Below are 18,287 nucleotides of genomic sequence, written 5' to 3'. Positions count from 1 at the left end.
TCGAGTGTGGAGGTGATCTGATGATTGTAGAACTTATTTCTACAGGCTCAGAATTATTGCTAGGCGATACAGTTAATACGAATGTATCTTGGCTAGCACAAGAGTTAAATAAATTAGGCTATACTATTGCTTATCAATCCGTAGTTGGCGATAATCCTAAGCGCATGGCAGAGGTCTTTCAGCTAGCTAGCACACGGGCTGATATTGTGATTAGTACTGGTGGGCTAGGTCCAACGCAAGGTGATATTACGCGTAATGTATTAGCCGATTCTATTGGACGACCTATTGTATTTAATCAAGAGGCAATGGATGAGGTTAAACGTTTCTTTGAAAGTGTAAAACGAACTGTACCTGATGCAAGTCGTCGGGAAGCGGAGTTGCCTGAAGGTGCAAAGATTCTTAAAAATCCTGTAGGCGTAGCTCCTGGTGTTGTCGTAGAAGATGGGGACACTACATATATACTTTTACCTGGACCTCCTGGAGAAATGAAGGGGATGTTCCAAGAGGGCGTAGTACCTTATTTAGATAGTCGATTCGGTTCGCAAGGTGTTGTTACATCCTATCGATATGGCGTATATGATATCCGTGAAATCGACCTAGAGAACACGTTGATGGACCTCATTAAGAATCAATCAAATCCGACCATAGCTTTGCTCATTAAAAAGGGCTATATCGAGGTTCGTATCACCGCTAAGGCTGACACCTTAGAAGCGGCACAAGCGCTTCTCAATCCTTGGGATACTATTATTCGAGAACGATTAGGCTCTCGGGTAGGCCGTGATTTGACGGTTTCTATGGAGGAAACCCTCGGTCGTGCTCTACTGGAGGAGCACAGTACGATTAGTACTGCTGAATCTTGTACTTCAGGTTTAGTTGGTAAATTACTTACTAATGTGAGTGGCAGTAGTGAGTACTACATGGGTGGCGTTATTTCGTATAGCAACGACATAAAACATCGTGTACTAAGTGTACCTCAAGACATGCTCGATACGTATGGTGCCGTAAGTGAACAAGTCGCTAAGGCTATGGCGGAAGGGGCAAGAGCTATTGGACAAACGACCTATGCCGTTTCTACGACGGGCATAGCTGGTCCTGGCGGAGGTAGCCCTGAAAAGCCAGTTGGTCTTGTATGGTTTGGCGTTACTGGGCCACATGGCACCGTAGCTCATAAAGCAAATCTAATTGGCAATCGAGATGATATTAGACAAAGTGCAGCAGAGCTAGCACTATATTATGTGTATACTTATATAACAGAAAAGGGGAAATAAAATAATGGCTGTAGATGGCAGACAAGCAGCGTTGGATAACGCGTTAAAACAAATTGAAAAAGACTTTGGTAAAGGCGCTATTATGCGTCTTGGTGAAGCGGCTGATCGCATGAACGTAGAGGTTATCTCTTCCGGTTCTCTTGCTATCGATATCGCTGTTGGCGTAGGTGGTTTCCCTCGTGGTCGTGTTATTGAAATTTACGGCCCAGAATCCTCTGGTAAAACAACAGTAGCGCTTCACGCTGTAGCAGAAGCACAAAAACAAGGTGGCATTGCAGCATTTATTGATGCGGAGCATGCGATGGATCCAGTATATGCTCGTAACTTGGGCGTAGATATCAATAATTTATTGATTTCTCAACCAGACAATGGTGAGCAAGCTCTTGAAATTACAGAAGCTCTTGTTCGCAGTGGCGCTGTAGATATTGTCGTAGTTGACTCCGTTGCAGCTTTAGTTCCTAAAGCTGAAATCGAAGGCGAAATGGGCGATGCTCACGTAGGTTTACAAGCTCGTTTGATGAGTAAAGCATTGCGTAAATTGACTGGTATCATCAGCAAATCTAAAACGGTTGTTATCTTTATCAACCAATTGCGTGAAAAAGTAGGCGTAATGTTTGGTAACCCTGAAACGACAACCGGTGGTCGTGCGTTGAAATTCTATTCTTCTGTACGCCTCGATGTTCGTAAAGGTGAATTAATTAAGGCTAATAATGAAAATGTTGGTGCCCGCACTAAAGTTAAAGTTGTTAAAAACAAAGTAGCACCTCCGTTTAAAACAGCTGAATTCGATTTGATGTACGGCGAAGGTATCTCTAAAGCTGGTACACTTATTGATATCGGTACAAATATGGAAATCATCAATAAATCTGGTGCATGGTATTCCTATAATGGGGAGCGTATGGGCCAAGGTAAAGAATCTGCTAAACAGTACTTACTTGATAACCCACAAGTAGCAGATGAAATCGATCGTATTATTCGCGATACATTGGCAGTAGGTACAGAAGAAATCGACGTAATCGGTGAAGAAGTAACTGAAGAAGTATAATCATGAGTGATGAAACGATGCAAGCTGCTATGGATCAAGCGTATCGCTTCCTAGCTCAACGATTTCTTAGTTCCTATGAACTAACACAAAAAATGAGACGTAAACAATTCGAGGACCCAATCATTGAGCGGGTCCTTGAACGCCTTAGAGAGTATGATTATATCAATGATGAGCGCTTATCTGAGCAGGTATTAGCGTACTTGATGAAAGAACAAAAATATGGGGCCTACATGATTAAACAAAAGATGAAACTTCGGGGGCTTGAGATTCCCCAAGAAATTTCTTCTTATGATGAAGTAAAAGCGGCCTATCGAGTGATGGAGAAAAAATTTGGCTCCACTCTCAATGAGGACCGCACTCCTCGTGTAAAAGTATTCAACTTTCTCAAATACAGAGGGTTCTCAACAAGCACGATTCAAGTCGTATGTAATGATTTTTATGAATAAAGTATGCTTTTTGAGAGTCCTTGCTAGGCTTGTAAAATCTTGACAGAAAGGGCTTTCAAGTCTAAAATTAAAAATAGCCTTATTTATTTAAATGATGATAAGGCTAATTGATAATTTAATGCATGAAGGGCATAAAAAGGAGCATGAAAGCTCGATTTTGAGAATTTAAGAGGAGGTGAGACAGATTTTAGAGAATGTGGGACAGATTTTAGAGTATTGTCTAATTGCAGTGGTAATGGTACTGATTGGACTAGGGGCAGGCTATTTTTTAAGAAAAAATATTGCTGAAGGAAAACTGAATCAAGCTGAGCAAGAGGCTTCACGCATCATCGCTAACGGTGAGCGCACAGCTGAGTCTAAAAAGAAAGAAGCTTTATTAGAAGCAAAAGAAGAAATTCATAAGCTCCGTTCCGATGTGGAACGAGAAAATAAAGATCGTCGTTCTGAACTTCAACGTATGGAACGCCGTATTCTTCAAAAAGAAGAATCTTTGGATAAAAAATTAGACAATATTGAGCACAAAGAGGAAACTTTACATCGCAAAGAAGCTGAATTAGCCCAAAGCCGTGAAAAGGTAGAAGCTTTGTATGAAAAACAAATGGCAGAATTGGAACGCATTTCTGGCATGACTTTCGAAGAAGCGAAAAATATCTTGTTAACGAATGTAGAACAAGAAATCCGTCATGAAACGGCGATTATGGTTAAGGAAATGGAACAGCAAGCTAAGGATGAAGCGGAGAAAAAAGCGAAAGAAATTATCTCCTCTGCAATCCAACGTTGCGCAGCTGACCATGTAGCGGAAACTACCGTATCCGTAGTGGCATTGCCTAATGATGAAATGAAAGGTCGCATTATCGGTCGTGAAGGCCGCAATATTCGCGCACTTGAAACATTAACAGGTATTGACTTGATTATCGATGATACACCAGAAGCAGTTATTCTTTCCGGTTTCGATCCAATTCGTCGTGAAGTGGCTCGTATCGCATTGGAAAAATTGATTGTAGACGGTCGTATCCATCCAGCTCGTATTGAAGAAATGGTTGGTAAGGCTCGTAAAGAGGTTGACCAAACTATTAAAGAGGCTGGTGAACAAGCGACATTTGAAGCTGATGTTCACGGCTTACATCCTGAAATTGTTAAGATTTTAGGTCGTTTGAAATATCGTACTAGTTACGGTCAAAACGTATTGAAACATTCCATCGAAGTATCTCATTTAGCAGGTTTAATGGCAGCTGAACTTGGCTGTGATGTAACATTGGCTAAACGAGGTGGCTTAATTCATGATATCGGTAAAGCATTGGACCGCGAACTTGAGGGCTCTCATGTTCAAATCGGTGTTGATGTAGCTCGTAAATATCGTGAAAGTGCAGCAGTAATCAACTGTATTGGTGCTCATCATGGTGATGAAGAATTCCAAAGTGTTGAGGCTGTATTAGTAGCTGCTGCTGATGCTATCTCCGCAGCTCGTCCTGGAGCGCGTCGAGAAACATTAGAAAACTACTTGAAACGTTTATCTAAATTGGAAGAAATCGCTGAATCCTTCGAAGGCGTTGAAAAATGCTTTGCTATTCAAGCAGGTCGTGAGATTCGCGTTGTAGTAAAACCGGACAAGATTGATGAAGCTGAGTCTACATTACTCGTTCGGAATATCGTAAAACGCATCGAGTCTGAACTCGAATATCCAGGCCAAATCAAGGTCGTAATTATTCGTGAAACTCGCGTTGTGGATTACGCAAAATAATATGCAATAAGCGATAAGTATAGGCTGCAATGTTATCATTGCAGCCTATTGTTATCAAAATATTGGTAATGGTATCGTTTAATACGACGTATAGGAATCCTTATGTATTTAGTTTGATAGATAAGGATTCCTATGATTCGTATTTAGTTTTTGTATTATTTTAATAATTTAACTAATTAAAATCTTTTACAAATAGAGGATTTTTTATTTGTATATCGAATTAATATATATATGGGGAAGGAGGCGTTGGCTATGAGCCGATATTTTGAAAATGAATTGATTGAACAAATCAAAGATGCTAATGATATCGTATCAGTTATATCCGAGCATGTAGCCTTAAAGAAACGCGGCAAGAACTATTGGGGTTGTTGTCCTTTCCATAATGAAAAAACGCCATCCTTTAGCGTTGCCCCTGAAAAGGGTTTTTATTATTGTTTTGGTTGCCATGCATCGGGGAATGTTATTAAATTCCTTATGGAGTTAGAACATTTAACCTTTGTAGAGGTACTAGAGCGGCTAGCTAATCGAGCGAATATTCCATTGCCAGAGGCGAAGCTTTCACCTGAGCAGCGAGCTCGAGATGAAAGGCGTAAAAAACTATATGAAGCTTGTGATTTAGCAGCCACATTTTTCCATAATTGTCTCACACAAACCTCTATGGGAAAGGTGGGGCTCGATTATTTAAAGAAGCGGGGACTTACGAAGGAAATCATAGAACAGTTCAAGCTTGGATTTGCCCCTGATGGTTGGGATAAGTTATATCGTGCCTTCCATGAGCGCGGTATTGATGATTCAATTTTATTAGAGTTGAATCTAGTACGCAAAAACCAAAAGGGACAATTCTATGATTTCTTTAGAAATCGTATTATGTTTCCTATAATGGATGGTAAAGGGCGAGTAGTTGCCTTCGGTGGTCGTGTCATGGATGACAGCACACCAAAATATTTAAACTCCCCAGAGTCATCTATCTTCGAAAAGGGTAAAATACTATTTGCTTTTGACAAGGCGTACAAATCGATTCGTCAGGAGAGACAAGCCATTCTCGTAGAAGGGTATATGGATGTTATATCAGCCCATAACCATGGCGTTACGAATGTGGTGGCATCTTTAGGGACTGCTTATACAAGAGATCATGGTCATATCTTGATGAGACAGGCTGATGAAATTGTATTAGCCTATGATATGGATGGTGCTGGGCGTCAAGCGGCTGCTAGGGCCATTGAATTATTACAAAATACAGATTTTAAGGTGCGTGTTCTCGCTATGCCAGATGGAAAGGATCCTGATGATTATGTACGTAATCATGGTGGACAGGCATTTAAAGACTTAGTCGCAAAGGCTGTGAAGCCCCTCGATTATTTATTGAGTGAGTCTTTAATTAAGCACGATACTAACGATACCGAAGGAAAACAAGCCGTTATGGCTGACGTGTTCCCATATATTGCAAATATAGATAGTCAAACACAGCGAGATGACGCATTAAAAACATTGGCACTGCCATTATGGCTTGATAATAGCAGCATATTTAGATACTTCCGAGACTATGTGAAAAAAGGACAAATTGAATTAGTGGATACTGCATCAGCTCCTTTGCCAACACAGGATTTACCTAAGGGGGATGCGGAAAAATTATTGTCCTTAGCTTTCACTAATGGGGAAATATTATCTCATATGATGAGCTATTTGCCGATAGAAGACTTTCAAAAAAGCGAATATCGATGTATAATAGAAAAGATATTCTCCTTGTACAAGACAGAAGGTCACCTGGATGAAACAGCAATTCAGTCTGTGTTAACCCCATCAGAGTATGATATTTACTCTAGATTGGTTGTGATGAGTGACGATGAATATAAGGTACAAGTGCCTGGATTAATCCGCAAGATAAGACTCCATTCATTGCGTGAACAGTATAAAGCGCATTCAATTATGGCGGATCAACTAAAACGGGCAGGAGATTCGACGTTTATTAGCGAATTACATAAATGTCAGGAAATACAGAATTTAATTAGAGAATGGTCTAAGTAAACAATACTATAAAGGAGAGCGCTGTGGCTAAGAAAGTACAAAAAAGTCAAATAGAGGAGATTGTGGAACAACTTCTTGAAAAAGGCCGTAAGACCGGTGTGTTGACACAATCCGAGATTTCAGATGCTCTTCATGAGCAGGCGGAACTCACTGCAGAACAATTAGATGACATTTATACTACGTTAGGTAAATTAAATATTGAGGTTGTAGCTGACATTGATGCAGAAGATGTAGAAGAACATCCAATCGAGCCAGAAGAAGATGCTGAAGAGGTTGTTAGTGAGAAGAATATCTCCATCGACTTAAGCGTAGACTCTGGTGTTAATATCGATGACCCAGTGCGTATGTACCTCAAAGAAATTGGTCGTGTTCCTTTGCTTTCTGCGGACGAAGAAATCGTTTTAGCAAAGCAAATTGAAGCTGGCGCAGCAGAAGATGCTACATATAAAGATATTCAACTTGCCAAAAAGGCTAAGAAAAAATTGGTAGATGCTAACTTGCGCTTAGTTGTCAGTATCGCGAAACGCTATGTAGGTCGTGGTATGTTATTCTTGGATTTGATTCAAGAAGGTAACCTTGGTCTGATTAAAGCGGTTGATAAATTCGACTATACAAAAGGTTACAAATTCTCCACATATGCTACATGGTGGATTCGTCAAGCGATTACGCGTGCTATTGCGGACCAAGCTCGTACGATTCGTATTCCTGTACATATGGTAGAAACGATTAATAAATTGATTCGTATTTCTCGTCAGTTGTTGCAAGATAAAGGTCGCGAACCATTGCCTGAGGAAATTGCGGAAGGCATGGGGATTACTGTAGAGCGTGTGCGTGAAATCCAAAAAATTGCACAAGAGCCAGTATCCTTGGAAACTCCAATTGGTGAAGAAGAAGATTCCCATTTAGGGGACTTCATCGAAGACCAAGACGCAATTGCTCCAGATGATGCAGCTAGTTATATCTTGTTGCAAGAGCAAATTGAAGATGTATTTACATGCTTAACTGATCGTGAGCAACAAGTATTGATCTTGCGCTTTGGTTTGAAGGATGGTAAACCTCGTACATTAGAAGAAGTGGGTCAACACTTCAATGTTACGCGTGAACGTATCCGCCAAATCGAAGGTAAGGCACTTACTAAATTGCGTAACCGCGGTAAACGCGATAAAATCAAAGACTTCTTATAAGATAAAGAATCTCGGAAGGGTTGTAATGCAGTGTTCTCTAGCACTGTGTTACAGCCCTTTTGTGTTAAAATAAAGATATGATTCATCGTTTTATGATCATGAAACAGTCATAGAAATACGGTGTACCTTGACTTAGTACTAGCCTATTCGGTATAATTAATAAGCTAGAAACTAACTGTGGGCCTATAGCTCAGGGGTAGAGCAACCGGCTCATAACCGGTCGGTCCCTGGTTCGAACCCAGGTGGGCCCACCAATTATGTTGATATCTACCGTCCTTGAGAATTCAAGGGCGGTTATTTTTATATACTAATAGTAGAGGATATTATGGAACCTAGACCTATGATGGACCGCTTAGAAGCGGTGTTTTCAATCGTGCCAAAGGCTCATGCTATTGCAGATATCGGTACTGATCATGGCTACTTAGCAGTAGAACTCATTAATCGTGGTCGTGCTGAATTTGTCATCGCTGGAGATGTGCATAAAGGACCGTTAGAGTCAGCAAAAGAATATGTTAAGTCCCGTGGGCTTGAGTCTAAGGTAGATTGCCGTTTAGGGGATGGTCTAAAGGTAACGGAGAAAGGCGAGCTAAATGGTGCCATCTGCTGTGGTATGGGCGGCTTTTTGATGCGCGATATTGTAGACGCAGGACCTGAACCATTAGAGTTCTACGTGTTACAACCACAAAATGGGCAAAAAGAATTGCGTCAGTATATGGTGCAAAAGGGCTATGTTATCGTTCTTGAAATTATCGTTGAAGATGCAGGTAAATTATATACTGCATTTTTAGCGATTCGCGAAGATTGTGTAGAAAAGTATACTGGTACACCAATTCAAGAAAATGTGTATGCCGCATTACCTGAAGAATCCTTATTGTGGTCTGTGGGGGCTCTTCTTGAACAGGAACGTCCACCTCTTTGGAAGAAATACATTGACTATTTGATTTACCAACGCCAATGTGCACTAGATGGTATGACTGATAAATTGAGTCATACCGATAAATATAAGGAATTAGATGCTGAAGTGGCATTTCTTTGTAGTCTTTTAGAAAATAGATAAAAGGAAGTGAGTTATATGACAACGGTTCAACATGTTATTTCATTGATGGAACAATTAGCACCGCGTTCCTATGCTGAATCATGGGATAATGTAGGTCTTATGGTAGGTGATCGTAATACAGTGGTCACAGGTGTATTAACGACCTTAGATGTTACAGAGGAAGCTATAGCCTATGCTATTGAACATAACTACAATATGATTGTTAGCCACCACCCATTAATCTTTAAAGGTTTAAAACAGTTATCATGCGATACGGTGCAAGGTCGTATGATTAATCAGTTGATTCAGCATAAGATTGCTGTTTATAGTGCTCATACAAATCTCGATATCGCACCAGGTGGTCTTAATGATATGTTGGCAAATCAATTAGGTCTTATTGACATAAAAGGTTTTGTTAAAACTGGTGAAGAAGTGCTATATAAGGTGACTACCTTTGTACCTGAAAGCTCTGCTGATGCGGTTCGTCATGCTATGGGGGCCGCAGGGGCAGGAAAAATTGGCAACTATGAGCACTGTAGCTTTAGTCTTCACGGTGAAGGCCGCTTCATCGGTAATGAAGCGTCTCATCCTGTCATCGGTGAAGCAGGTGTTTTAACGGTGGCACCTGAGGTACAAGTGAATGCTATCGTTGATGGTACTCATTTAAGCCAAGTGATTGAGTCTATGAAAGCAGCACATCCTTATGAAGAAGTGGCTTATGAAGTGGTGTCCTTAGTATCTCCTACAGCATCTACTCAGTATTTAGGTAGAGTTGGCCGCTTGCCAAATGCATTAAATTTAGATACATTCCGTGAATGGGTACAAGAAGCTTTACCATTGGCAAATATTCGCTTTGCAGGTATTGCACCTAGGGAGATTCAATCTATTGCGTTATGCTCCGGAGCTGGTGCTGAATTTATTAAAGATGCAGCTCGTTTGCATGTGGATGCATATATTACAGGTGATGTGAAGTATCATGAGGCCCAAATGGCTAAGGAGTTAGGACTCCTTGTAGTTGATGCAGGGCATTTTGGTACAGAATCTATTGTAGCTGATGGTTTGCGAGATTATTTAATCGGAACAGGTCTTTCTATTCCTGTTCAAGCTTTCACAGAGCAAAATGATTTCTTCTTTTTATAATGTTGCATTTTCTTGCAACAAATAGCTTAGCTATGATAAACTGAATTGAAGCAAGTATGAAAGACGGTTGCGAGTCCATAGGACTCGAGGAAAGTCCGAGCTCCATAGGGCAGGATGCCAGATAACGTCTGGCGAGGGTGACCTTAGGGAAAGTGCCATAGAAAAGGAAACCGCCACGTCAGTGGTAAGGGTGGAAAGGTGAGGTAAGAGCTCACCAGCAGTCTGGTAACAGGCTGGCTCGGTAAACCCCATCCGGAGCAAGACCGAATAGGGAAGGGTTAAGGGTGGTCCCGCCTACCTTCCGGGTTGTGTCGCTCGAGCGTGCAGGCGACTGTACGCCTAGAAAGATAATCGTCACCGCGCAAGCGGAACAGAACTCGGCTTATTGATTGCTTGCTTCCATATTTAGGATATAATTTATAGTAGTATATAAGATTGTAGATCTTTGTTAGGAGAACTTCATGGCAATTACAGCGATTACTAGTGTACAAGAATTTGATGAAAAAGTACTTGGCTCTAAAGGTTTAGCTATTGTTGATTTTTGGGCTGCTTGGTGCGAACCTTGCACTGTTATGCGTCCAGAGGTAGAAGCAGTAGCAGAACGCTTCGAAGGGCAAGTAGAATTCTTCAGTGTTGATGCAGAAGATAAAAACCTTCGTGGCGTTTTGTTGAAAGAAGACATCGATGGCATTCCATCCATGGTATTCTTCCGTGATGGCAAAATGCTTGATTCCCTTGTAGGTTACAAAAAAGCTGACGTGCTTGAGGCCCTAATTAAGGAAATCATGTAACAGCTAATAACTGTTAAAAATTACAAAAACATAGCATACAGAGCTGTATATAAGAGAAATTACCTCTTATATACAGCTTTTTTGCTTAAATTCTATAGTTATTAGTTTTATAAAGTGTTATAATAAAGTAATAAGAATGTGATTGTTATCATGTATTTTTAACTTTATCGTCTGATAAATTAAGCTTATAAAAATGATTCTATCATATCGTTGTAGTTTATTAAGTAATATACATATATTGCGCAAAGTTGTTGTAAGGAGGCTATATTCCGTGAAGAATCGTGTAAACAGTCTATGGACACTCTTCCAAGAGCGCCGTTTGAGTCGACGCACATTTATGAAATCCTGTGTAGCACTCACCGCCATTTTAGGTCTACCACCAACGATGTTAGACACCGTTGTTAAGGCTGCTGAAACAACTGAATTGCCTACGGTAATTTGGTTACATGGTCATGAATGTACTGGTTGTAGTGAATCTTTTATCCGTTCATCCTCTCCATTTACCTCTGATGTTATTTTGAACATGATTTCTCTTGAATATGATGATACTTTGTCTGCTGCCTCTGGTGCACCGTTAGAGGAACATCTAGAAAAAATCATCAAAGAAAAAGCTGGTAAATATATCTTGGCGGTTGAAGGTGGCGTGCCACTTGACGAAGATGGTGTTTACTGCACTGTAGGTGGTCGTACATTTAAACAATCCTTGTTAGAAGCGGCTAAAGGGGCTGCAGCGATCATCGAATATGGTTCTTGTGCTTCTTGGGGTGGTATTCAAGCGGCTAAACCAAATCCAACAAACACAGTATCTGTATCTTCTGTTGTATCTGGTAAACCAATTATTAAAGTTCCTGGCTGTCCTCCGATTCCAGAGGTTATGACTGGTGTAGTAATGCACTATGCATTGTTCGGTCAAATTCCACCTCTTGATGCACAAGGTCGTCCTAAACAATTTTATGGCAATCGTATTCACGATACTTGCTACCGTCGTGCCTTCTTTGACTCAGGTCTATTCGTTGAAAAATTTGACGATGATGCATCCAAATCTGGTTGGTGCTTGTACAAAGTAGGTTGTCGTGGACCTCAAACATATAATTCTTGTGGTAACTTGCGTTGGTGGAATGGTTTGTCCTATCCAATTCAATCCGGTCACGGCTGTATTGGTTGCTCTGAAAAGGGCTTCTGGGATAATGACGTATTCTATAAACGCTTACCTGACATTCCATTAGCGAATACCATTACAACTGCTGATACAATTGGTACTGTAGCTGCTGTTGGCGCTACTACAGCGGTTATTGCTCATGGTGCTGCAACCCTTATTCGCAATAAATATCTTGATATTCAAGAGGAAAAACGCTTGAAAGAACAAGGTTTATGGGATGAAATGAAGCATAATAATGGAGGAGGTCACTAATGAAACGCGTAGTAGTAGATCCGATTTCCCGTATTGAAGGTCATTTACGGGTAGAAATAAAAGTTGATGAAGCAAGTGGTAAGGTAGAGGACGCATTGTCTTCTGGTACTGCTTGGCGTGGTATCGAGCTCGTTGCAAAAAACCGTGACCCTCGTGATTTATGGGCCTTTGTACAACGTATTTGTGGCGTATGTACAACAACACATGCTTTAGCATCTTTACGTGCTGTAGAGGATGCATTAGGTATTACGATTCCTAAGAATGCGAACTATATCCGCAATATTATGCATAGCTGTTTAGATGTACATGACCATATCGTGCATTTCTATCACTTACATGCTCTTGACTGGGTTAGCCCTGTAGCGGCTCTTAGTGCAGATCCAGCTAAAACAGCGCAATTACAAAATGACGTATTAGCTACTTATAATATTAGTGGTTTAGCTCCGGCAGAAACAGCATCTAAAGATTCTGCATATCCTAAGGAGTTCCCTAAAGCAACCACTGCGTATTTTACAGCAGTACAACAAAAGGTTAAGAAAATTGTTGAATCTGGCCAATTAGGTATTTTCTCTGCTCAATGGTGGAATCATCCAGATTATAATTTATTACCACCTGAGGTTCATTTGATGGCTGTATCCCATTATTTGAATATTCTTGACCGTCAACGTGATATCGTAATTCCTCATGTTGTATTTGGTGGTAAAAACCCTCATCCACATTACATCATTGGTGGTATGCCATGCGCTATCTCCATGAATGATATGAATGCGCCTATCAATACGCAACGTCTTGCTGCAGTGGAACAATCTATTGCATTGGCTAAAGACTTGGTAGATAACTTCTATGTACCCGATCTTTTAGCTATCGGCAAAATGTACGTAGAAAAAGGCATGATTGATGGCGGTGGTCTTGCGAAAAAACGCGTTATGTCTTATGGTGACTATCCTGACGATACTTATACAGGTACTTCTGATGGTGACTACCATAAAAAATGTATCGTTCGCTCTAATGGTGTAGTAGAAAACTTTGCATTAGGCGTAGATAAAGCTACATTTATCCCACTGGAAGGTAAGGACTTCATGGATCCTCAATACCTTAGTGAAGAGGTTGATCACTCTTGGTTCACATATCCAGATGGTACGAAAACACTTCATCCTATTGATGGTGTTACAGATCCTAAATTCACAGGTCCTAAATCTGGTACTAAAGAGAAATGGGAGTATCTTGACGAAGATAAAAAATACTCTTGGATTAAATCCCCAACTTTCAAAGGTAAAACTGCAGAGGTGGGTCCATTAGCAAAATATATCGTTGTATATACAAAAGTAAAACAAGGTATTATTAAAGAACCTACTTGGGCAGAAGCTATGATTGTTCGTCAAATCGATACAGTGTCCCAAGTATTGGGCGTACCTGCACATGTATGGATGACAACTATGGTAGGTCGTACAGCATGTCGTGGTCTTGATGCACAAGTGGCAGCAAATATTAGCCAATACTTCTTTAATAAACTTGTATCCAATATCAAAAATGGTGATACTGCAGTAGCAGATATGACTAAGTTTGAACCAAATACATGGGAAAAAGATGCAAAAGGCGTTGGCCTTGTAGATGCGCCTCGTGGTGGTTTGGGTCACTGGATCCACATCAAAGATGGTCGCTCTGCAAACTATCAATGTATCGTACCGTCCACATGGAATGCATGTCCTAAGACTGCAGCTAATGAACATGGTGCATACGAAGATTCCATGATTGATACAAAAGTAAAAATTGCAGATAAACCACTTGAGATTTTGAAGGTTATTCACTCCTTCGACCCATGTCTTGCCTGTGCAACCCATTTATACAATAAAAAAGGCGAAAAAATCGTTTCCGTCAATACTGATGCATTGTGTAAATAAAGGGTGGTGGACTTATGTTAATACATACTGACAAAAAGGCGTATGTCGTATTTAGTTTATGGCTGCGCATCTTCCACTGGACTATGGTACTTAGCGTAACAGCTTTATTCTGGACTGGTCTATATATTGGTGACCCAGGTTTTGCTGCCATAACAGGTAATCCGGAGCCAACCTTTGCAATTGATGGCTGGTTTTCTATGGAGACTATGCGCCGAATTCATTTCGGTGCAGGGGCAATTTTAACATTCTCCTTTATTTTCCGTATTGCTGCGGGTTTCTTTAATCGTGGTGATAGATTATTACCTAAATTCAGCCAAAAACGATATTGGTATGGTCTTAAAGAAACTACATTACACTATTTGATGATTCCTCAAAAACATGAACATCATTGGATTCGTAACTCTTTGGCGAGAACGGCCTATTTGATGGTATATATTATGTTCTTCTTTGAAATCGTTACAGGTGCTACCATGTACGCTATGATCGATCCGAATGGCTTCTTAGGCACTCTTTTGTCTCCTTTAGTTGGCCTATTTGGTGGGGAATATAATATTCATATAATCCATCACTACATTGCTTGGGGCTTCTTGTTCTTCACAATTGTGCATGTGTACATGGCATTCCGAGAAGACGTTATGGAAGAATCTGGAGAGGTATCAGCTATGGTTTCTGGTATGAAATACTATGCTCACGATCCAATTGATATTGAGGACCTCAATGGTAAACGCCGTCGTGGTGAACGTATTGATAAACCATCCTTCACTACGTATCGTCCAAGCAATCCTGACGATCCAAAAGAAAGAGAATTAAAGAATGATGACTGATACAAGTACTGACTTCATCAGTGGCTTGGAACAATACGCGGACTCTGAGGGTCCGCGTATTGATTTAAGTAGCCTTTATGATGATGGAAATAATGAAATTGTTCTGCTTGGAGTAGGGAATATATTACTTACCGATGAAGGGCTTGGAGTACATGTTGTAAAAGACTTAAAAGAGTCTTTTACTTTTACACCTGCCATTACCATTATAGATGGTGGCACTATGGGGATGGAATTACTGACCTATATGAGAGGTATGAAGAAAATCCTTCTTGTAGATGCAATTAATGGAGGAGAACCGCCTGGAACAGTTTATGAGTTCCTTCATAAAGAGTTAGAGCAATATTTTACTGAGCATATTTCTGTGCATGAAGTAGGTATGCAAGATATTTTACGTATCCGCGCCATTCAAGAGGAGCCTCTAGAGGATGCTGTAGTCATTGGTGTAGAGCCAGAATCCCTTGAGATTGGTTTTGAACCAAGCGAGGTTGTTCAACGGGCCTTACCAGAGGTAAAAGACCGTGTCCTTAATGTACTTCGACAATGGGGCGTACAAGTAGAACCGAAATTATAGGAGTATATATGATTGAAAATTATAACAATGTAAGGGCTGTATTAAATGAATTGCGTTTAGCTCTTAAAAACTTACGTGAGACTGGTGAAACCTATTCTATTTATATTGAAAAAACAGGCCTTACAGAGGAAGAACAAGTGGAAGTATTAGAAACCCTTGGACGTGGTCATATTACAATTAGTTTTAATGAAACTGATCAACCTGTAGAGTGGTATGAATCTCAATTTTCAGGGATTTGGATTGGTACCTTTAAAAATGGTCGCGACGACTCAATTTTGCACACTGTAGAGGTAGCAAAATATCCTGTTGTTGCTGGTGCGTACGAAGAAGATATGGAAATAGCAGAAGAGGATTTACAATCCTGGATTGATGCTGCAGGACTATAACAGAAAAGGACCTTTGAAGTGGATTCCCAAATTAAACATGATTTGGGGATCCATTTTATGTTGGACTTCCTATTCATTTGTGGCTTTTTTGAAACTTGTATTTTATATAAGTGAAATATGTATCATTGTAAAAGTTATGAAATTGTATTATTATATAAAGACTCTTTTCTTTTAAGAGAGTTTTGTGGAATAAAAATTTAATTCATAATAGTGGGGCTAAATTAATAAAATAACTAAATTTTATATGAATATAAAATGAATTAAGGGCGTTTTGATGCGTTTGGTAACAAAAATACATCTGATATTTTGATTAATACTTTATAAAAGTAGAAATAATCATTATTCCTTAATTTAGTGGAGAAATAAAATTATTTTATAATTAGCTGTATTGAGTAAAATTTTAAATAAATAAATGCATTATTAATTTGTCGTACTTATATATAAGCTAAATGAAGCGTGTTTTTAGTAATTTCTTAAAGAATAGCTTAATTACTGGGTTTATAAGTAGAATTTTGTCTATTGTTAACCTCGATAATTTGCCTTAATTTACTAATTAACATAAAATATGTGAGTAAAATACTTTGGAGGATTTATGTTACTTTCTATTGTAGTACCTGTATATAACGAAGAGGAAAACATAGCAACTTTCTATGAAGCCGTCACTGATGTTATGGCAGGTCTCACGTACGATTATGAACTAATCTACGTAGATGATGGATCTAGTGATTCGTCATCTATGATATTACGTGAAATTGCATACAATGATAAACATGTGAAAGTGTTATTGCTTGCTCGTAATTTTGGGCATCAGACAGCACTTACGTGTGGTCTTGATTATGCTCATGGCGATGCAGTTATTACAATGGACGGTGATATGCAGCATCCACCGGCATTGATTCCTGAACTCGTTCGGTTATGGGAATCGGGGTACGATGTGGTGCGCACCATTCGAGATTCAACTGAGGACGCTAGTTGGGCCAAATCTTTCACGTCTAAGTATTATTACAAGCTAATGAACAAGATGGCTGATGTTCCTATTGTGGAAGGTGGATCTGATTTCCGCCTCATGAATAGTAAAGCATTAGGCACGTTGAAACGGTTTAGAGAACATGGTCGTTTCTTGCGCGGTATTGTTGGAGCCTTAGGGTATAGACAAGCTGAGTTGCACTTTGTAGCTCCACCTCGATTTGCAGGGGTTTCAAAGTTTAGTGTGCGCAAAATGATTCGATTTGCTCTCGATGGGGTAACAGCCTTTTCAAGGGTTCCTTTACGGGCCGCTTTGTATGTAGGTGTACTCTGTGGTGGTATGAGCTTCTTGCTTATCTTACATCTGTTGTATGTATACATTACAGGACAAGCCTTGAATGGGTGGACTACGTTAGGCGTATCCATTTTGTTTATTGGAGGGATTCAACTCGTCGGACTGGGAATTATTGGCGAGTATGTAGGTCGTATTTTTGAAGAGGTGAAGCAACGGCCTTTGTATTGGGTTAAGTCAGCTATAAATTTTGAAGAGCATGAAGAGGCTCCGTTACTCGGACCTAGTAGTGCAGATGTATTTATGGCATCAGAGACTTATACTCACAAACGCAAAGAAGACTAGCTGTATTTGTAGATGCAAATAAATAGACGGTTAGTATATTTTGAATAAATAACTTACTTTAAAAGTTTGGAAAGGAAGCATATGAAGTCAAAATATAGTAAGGTTAAAATAACGGCATTAACATTAACTTTTGTGTGTGCCACAACAGCCATGGTTGGCGCAACAACATTACAATATGGTGATAAGGGCAAAAGTGTTACAGCGGTTCAACAACAACTAATTAAGCACGGTTATAATGCTACAGACAAAAATGGTGTATATGGTAAGGAAACGAAATGGGCAGTTCGTCTGTTCCAACAAGATCGTGGCCTTCCAGTGGACGGTATCGTAGGTCCTGCTACGTATAACGCATTGATGGGTGCTCCTCGTTCTACGAAGGCAGTATTGACTCAAAATGCAGCGACTAAAGCAGTAGCAACGAAATCCGCTTTCACAAACAATAATGCGACATCTCGTCGTATTGCTGGTCAATCCATTAATGGCAAAAACGTTAAATTAAATAATATTGCGAAAAATGAAACACCTAGCAGCATTCATGCTATCTTGGCAGAAGCTGACAAATACCGTGGTGTACCATATGTATTTGGCGGTACGACTCCAAGTGGTTTCGACTGCTCTGGTTACGTTAAATATGTATTCGAAAAACAAGGTATTTCCTTACCTCGTTTGGCGGACGAACAATATAACGTAGGTGTTGAGGTTTCTCGTGCGAACTTGAAAGCAGGGGATTTGGTATTCTTCGAAACATATGAGCCAGGTCCATCTCATTCCGGTATCTATATTGGCGATGGCAAGTTCATCAGCGCCACTTCCAGTCGTGGTGTTGCAGTAGCAGACCTTGATACAGGATATTGGGGCGAACGCTACATCGGCGCGAAACGCGTTGTGCGCTAATTTAATAACTAGCTATAAAAG

At 40.0% G+C, this 18,287-nt stretch carries 16 protein-coding genes, 1 tRNA gene and 1 other RNA gene; all 18 read left to right on the top strand.

What is annotated here, in order from left to right:
* Window positions 1-20 precede the first annotated feature (20 nt).
* Complete coding sequence (locus VRHSUH09_RS08695; RefSeq protein WP_105081939.1) at window positions 21-1,268, top strand: competence/damage-inducible protein A; 1,248 nt, start codon at window positions 21-23, stop codon at window positions 1,266-1,268.
* A gap of 4 nt (window positions 1,269-1,272) precedes the next feature.
* Window positions 1,273-2,313 carry a recombinase RecA gene (recA, locus tag VRHSUH09_RS08690; RefSeq protein ID WP_009351219.1) on the top strand — a complete coding sequence of 347 codons (1,041 nt, stop codon included), beginning with the start codon at window positions 1,273-1,275 and terminating at the stop codon, window positions 2,311-2,313.
* Between the two features lie 2 nt (window positions 2,314-2,315).
* Window positions 2,316-2,759 carry a regulatory protein RecX gene (locus tag VRHSUH09_RS08685; RefSeq protein WP_105081938.1) on the top strand — a complete coding sequence of 148 codons (444 nt, stop codon included), beginning with the start codon at window positions 2,316-2,318 and terminating at the stop codon, window positions 2,757-2,759.
* Between the two features lie 196 nt (window positions 2,760-2,955).
* The gene (gene rny / locus VRHSUH09_RS08680) at window positions 2,956-4,500 is read left to right on the top strand and encodes a ribonuclease Y (RefSeq protein WP_105081937.1); all 1,545 of its coding nucleotides are present in this window, start codon (window positions 2,956-2,958) and stop codon (window positions 4,498-4,500) included.
* A gap of 252 nt (window positions 4,501-4,752) precedes the next feature.
* Window positions 4,753-6,525 carry a DNA primase gene (gene dnaG, locus VRHSUH09_RS08675; RefSeq protein ID WP_105081936.1) on the top strand — a complete coding sequence of 591 codons (1,773 nt, stop codon included), beginning with the start codon at window positions 4,753-4,755 and terminating at the stop codon, window positions 6,523-6,525.
* A 23-nt stretch (window positions 6,526-6,548) separates the two neighbouring features.
* Window positions 6,549-7,709: an RNA polymerase sigma factor RpoD gene (gene rpoD / locus VRHSUH09_RS08670; RefSeq protein WP_105081935.1), complete on the top strand. Its 1,161-nt coding sequence runs from the start codon at window positions 6,549-6,551 to the stop codon at window positions 7,707-7,709.
* A gap of 179 nt (window positions 7,710-7,888) precedes the next feature.
* Window positions 7,889-7,963: transfer RNA gene (locus VRHSUH09_RS08665), tRNA-Ile, on the top strand.
* Between the two features lie 71 nt (window positions 7,964-8,034).
* Window positions 8,035-8,766 (top strand): tRNA (adenine(22)-N(1))-methyltransferase, encoded by a 732-nt coding sequence (locus VRHSUH09_RS08660; protein WP_105081934.1) that lies wholly within the window; start codon window positions 8,035-8,037, stop codon window positions 8,764-8,766.
* A gap of 15 nt (window positions 8,767-8,781) precedes the next feature.
* The gene (locus VRHSUH09_RS08655; RefSeq protein WP_105081933.1) at window positions 8,782-9,885 is read left to right on the top strand and encodes a Nif3-like dinuclear metal center hexameric protein; all 1,104 of its coding nucleotides are present in this window, start codon (window positions 8,782-8,784) and stop codon (window positions 9,883-9,885) included.
* Between the two features lie 50 nt (window positions 9,886-9,935).
* Window positions 9,936-10,286: RNase P RNA component class A (gene rnpB / locus VRHSUH09_RS08650), an RNA gene on the top strand.
* A gap of 60 nt (window positions 10,287-10,346) precedes the next feature.
* Window positions 10,347-10,676 carry a thioredoxin family protein gene (locus VRHSUH09_RS08645; RefSeq protein WP_054746797.1) on the top strand — a complete coding sequence of 110 codons (330 nt, stop codon included), beginning with the start codon at window positions 10,347-10,349 and terminating at the stop codon, window positions 10,674-10,676.
* Between the two features lie 271 nt (window positions 10,677-10,947).
* Complete coding sequence (locus VRHSUH09_RS08640; RefSeq protein ID WP_054746796.1) at window positions 10,948-12,087, top strand: hydrogenase small subunit; 1,140 nt, start codon at window positions 10,948-10,950, stop codon at window positions 12,085-12,087.
* Window positions 12,087-13,988: a nickel-dependent hydrogenase large subunit gene (locus VRHSUH09_RS08635; RefSeq protein WP_105081932.1), complete on the top strand. Its 1,902-nt coding sequence runs from the start codon at window positions 12,087-12,089 to the stop codon at window positions 13,986-13,988. The genes VRHSUH09_RS08640 and VRHSUH09_RS08635 overlap by 1 nt, the downstream gene beginning before the upstream one ends.
* A 14-nt stretch (window positions 13,989-14,002) precedes the next feature.
* A complete protein-coding gene (cybH, locus tag VRHSUH09_RS08630; RefSeq protein ID WP_105081931.1) occupies window positions 14,003-14,812 on the top strand; it encodes a Ni/Fe-hydrogenase, b-type cytochrome subunit in 810 nt (269 codons plus the stop codon).
* Window positions 14,805-15,383, top strand: coding sequence for a HyaD/HybD family hydrogenase maturation endopeptidase (locus VRHSUH09_RS08625; RefSeq protein ID WP_105082020.1), 579 nt, complete (start codon window positions 14,805-14,807; stop codon window positions 15,381-15,383). The genes cybH and VRHSUH09_RS08625 overlap by 8 nt, the downstream gene beginning before the upstream one ends.
* Before the next feature lie 8 nt (window positions 15,384-15,391).
* Entirely contained in the window at window positions 15,392-15,769 is a 378-nt protein-coding gene (locus tag VRHSUH09_RS08620) for a hydrogenase expression/formation C-terminal domain-containing protein (protein ID WP_054746792.1), read from the top strand.
* A 592-nt stretch (window positions 15,770-16,361) separates the two neighbouring features.
* On the top strand, window positions 16,362-17,372 hold the full coding sequence (locus VRHSUH09_RS08615) for a glycosyltransferase family 2 protein (protein ID WP_105081930.1): 1,011 nt from the start codon (window positions 16,362-16,364) through the stop codon (window positions 17,370-17,372).
* An 81-nt stretch (window positions 17,373-17,453) separates the two neighbouring features.
* Window positions 17,454-18,266, top strand: a complete 813-nt coding sequence (locus VRHSUH09_RS08610; protein WP_009351205.1) for a C40 family peptidase — start codon at window positions 17,454-17,456, stop codon at window positions 18,264-18,266.
* Window positions 18,267-18,287: the final 21 nt, after the last annotated feature.

Origin of the sequence: Veillonella rogosae JCM 15642 (genome assembly GCF_002959775.1) — a bacterium.
Lineage (GTDB): Bacteria > Bacillota > Negativicutes > Veillonellales > Veillonellaceae > Veillonella > Veillonella rogosae.
Note: the sequence above shows the minus strand (reverse complement) of the source record. Positions and strands in the feature narration are given on the sequence as shown.

Bases quoted from the DNA above. Each gene is read 5' to 3' on its own strand.
- VRHSUH09_RS08695 (WP_105081939.1), top strand. From the start codon at position 21: ATGATTGTAGAACTTATTTCTACAGGCTCAGAATTATTGCTAGGCGAT.
- recA (WP_009351219.1), top strand. From the start codon at position 1,273: ATGGCTGTAGATGGCAGACAAGCAGCGTTGGATAACGCGTTAAAACAA.
- VRHSUH09_RS08685 (WP_105081938.1), top strand. From the start codon at position 2,316: ATGAGTGATGAAACGATGCAAGCTGCTATGGATCAAGCGTATCGCTTC.
- dnaG (WP_105081936.1), top strand. From the start codon at position 4,753: ATGAGCCGATATTTTGAAAATGAATTGATTGAACAAATCAAAGATGCT.
- VRHSUH09_RS08660 (WP_105081934.1), top strand. From the start codon at position 8,035: ATGGAACCTAGACCTATGATGGACCGCTTAGAAGCGGTGTTTTCAATC.
- VRHSUH09_RS08655 (WP_105081933.1), top strand. From the start codon at position 8,782: ATGACAACGGTTCAACATGTTATTTCATTGATGGAACAATTAGCACCG.
- VRHSUH09_RS08645 (WP_054746797.1), top strand. From the start codon at position 10,347: ATGGCAATTACAGCGATTACTAGTGTACAAGAATTTGATGAAAAAGTA.
- VRHSUH09_RS08635 (WP_105081932.1), top strand. From the start codon at position 12,087: ATGAAACGCGTAGTAGTAGATCCGATTTCCCGTATTGAAGGTCATTTA.
- cybH (WP_105081931.1), top strand. From the start codon at position 14,003: ATGTTAATACATACTGACAAAAAGGCGTATGTCGTATTTAGTTTATGG.
- VRHSUH09_RS08625 (WP_105082020.1), top strand. From the start codon at position 14,805: ATGACTGATACAAGTACTGACTTCATCAGTGGCTTGGAACAATACGCG.
- VRHSUH09_RS08620 (WP_054746792.1), top strand. From the start codon at position 15,392: ATGATTGAAAATTATAACAATGTAAGGGCTGTATTAAATGAATTGCGT.
- VRHSUH09_RS08615 (WP_105081930.1), top strand. From the start codon at position 16,362: ATGTTACTTTCTATTGTAGTACCTGTATATAACGAAGAGGAAAACATA.
- VRHSUH09_RS08610 (WP_009351205.1), top strand. From the start codon at position 17,454: ATGAAGTCAAAATATAGTAAGGTTAAAATAACGGCATTAACATTAACT.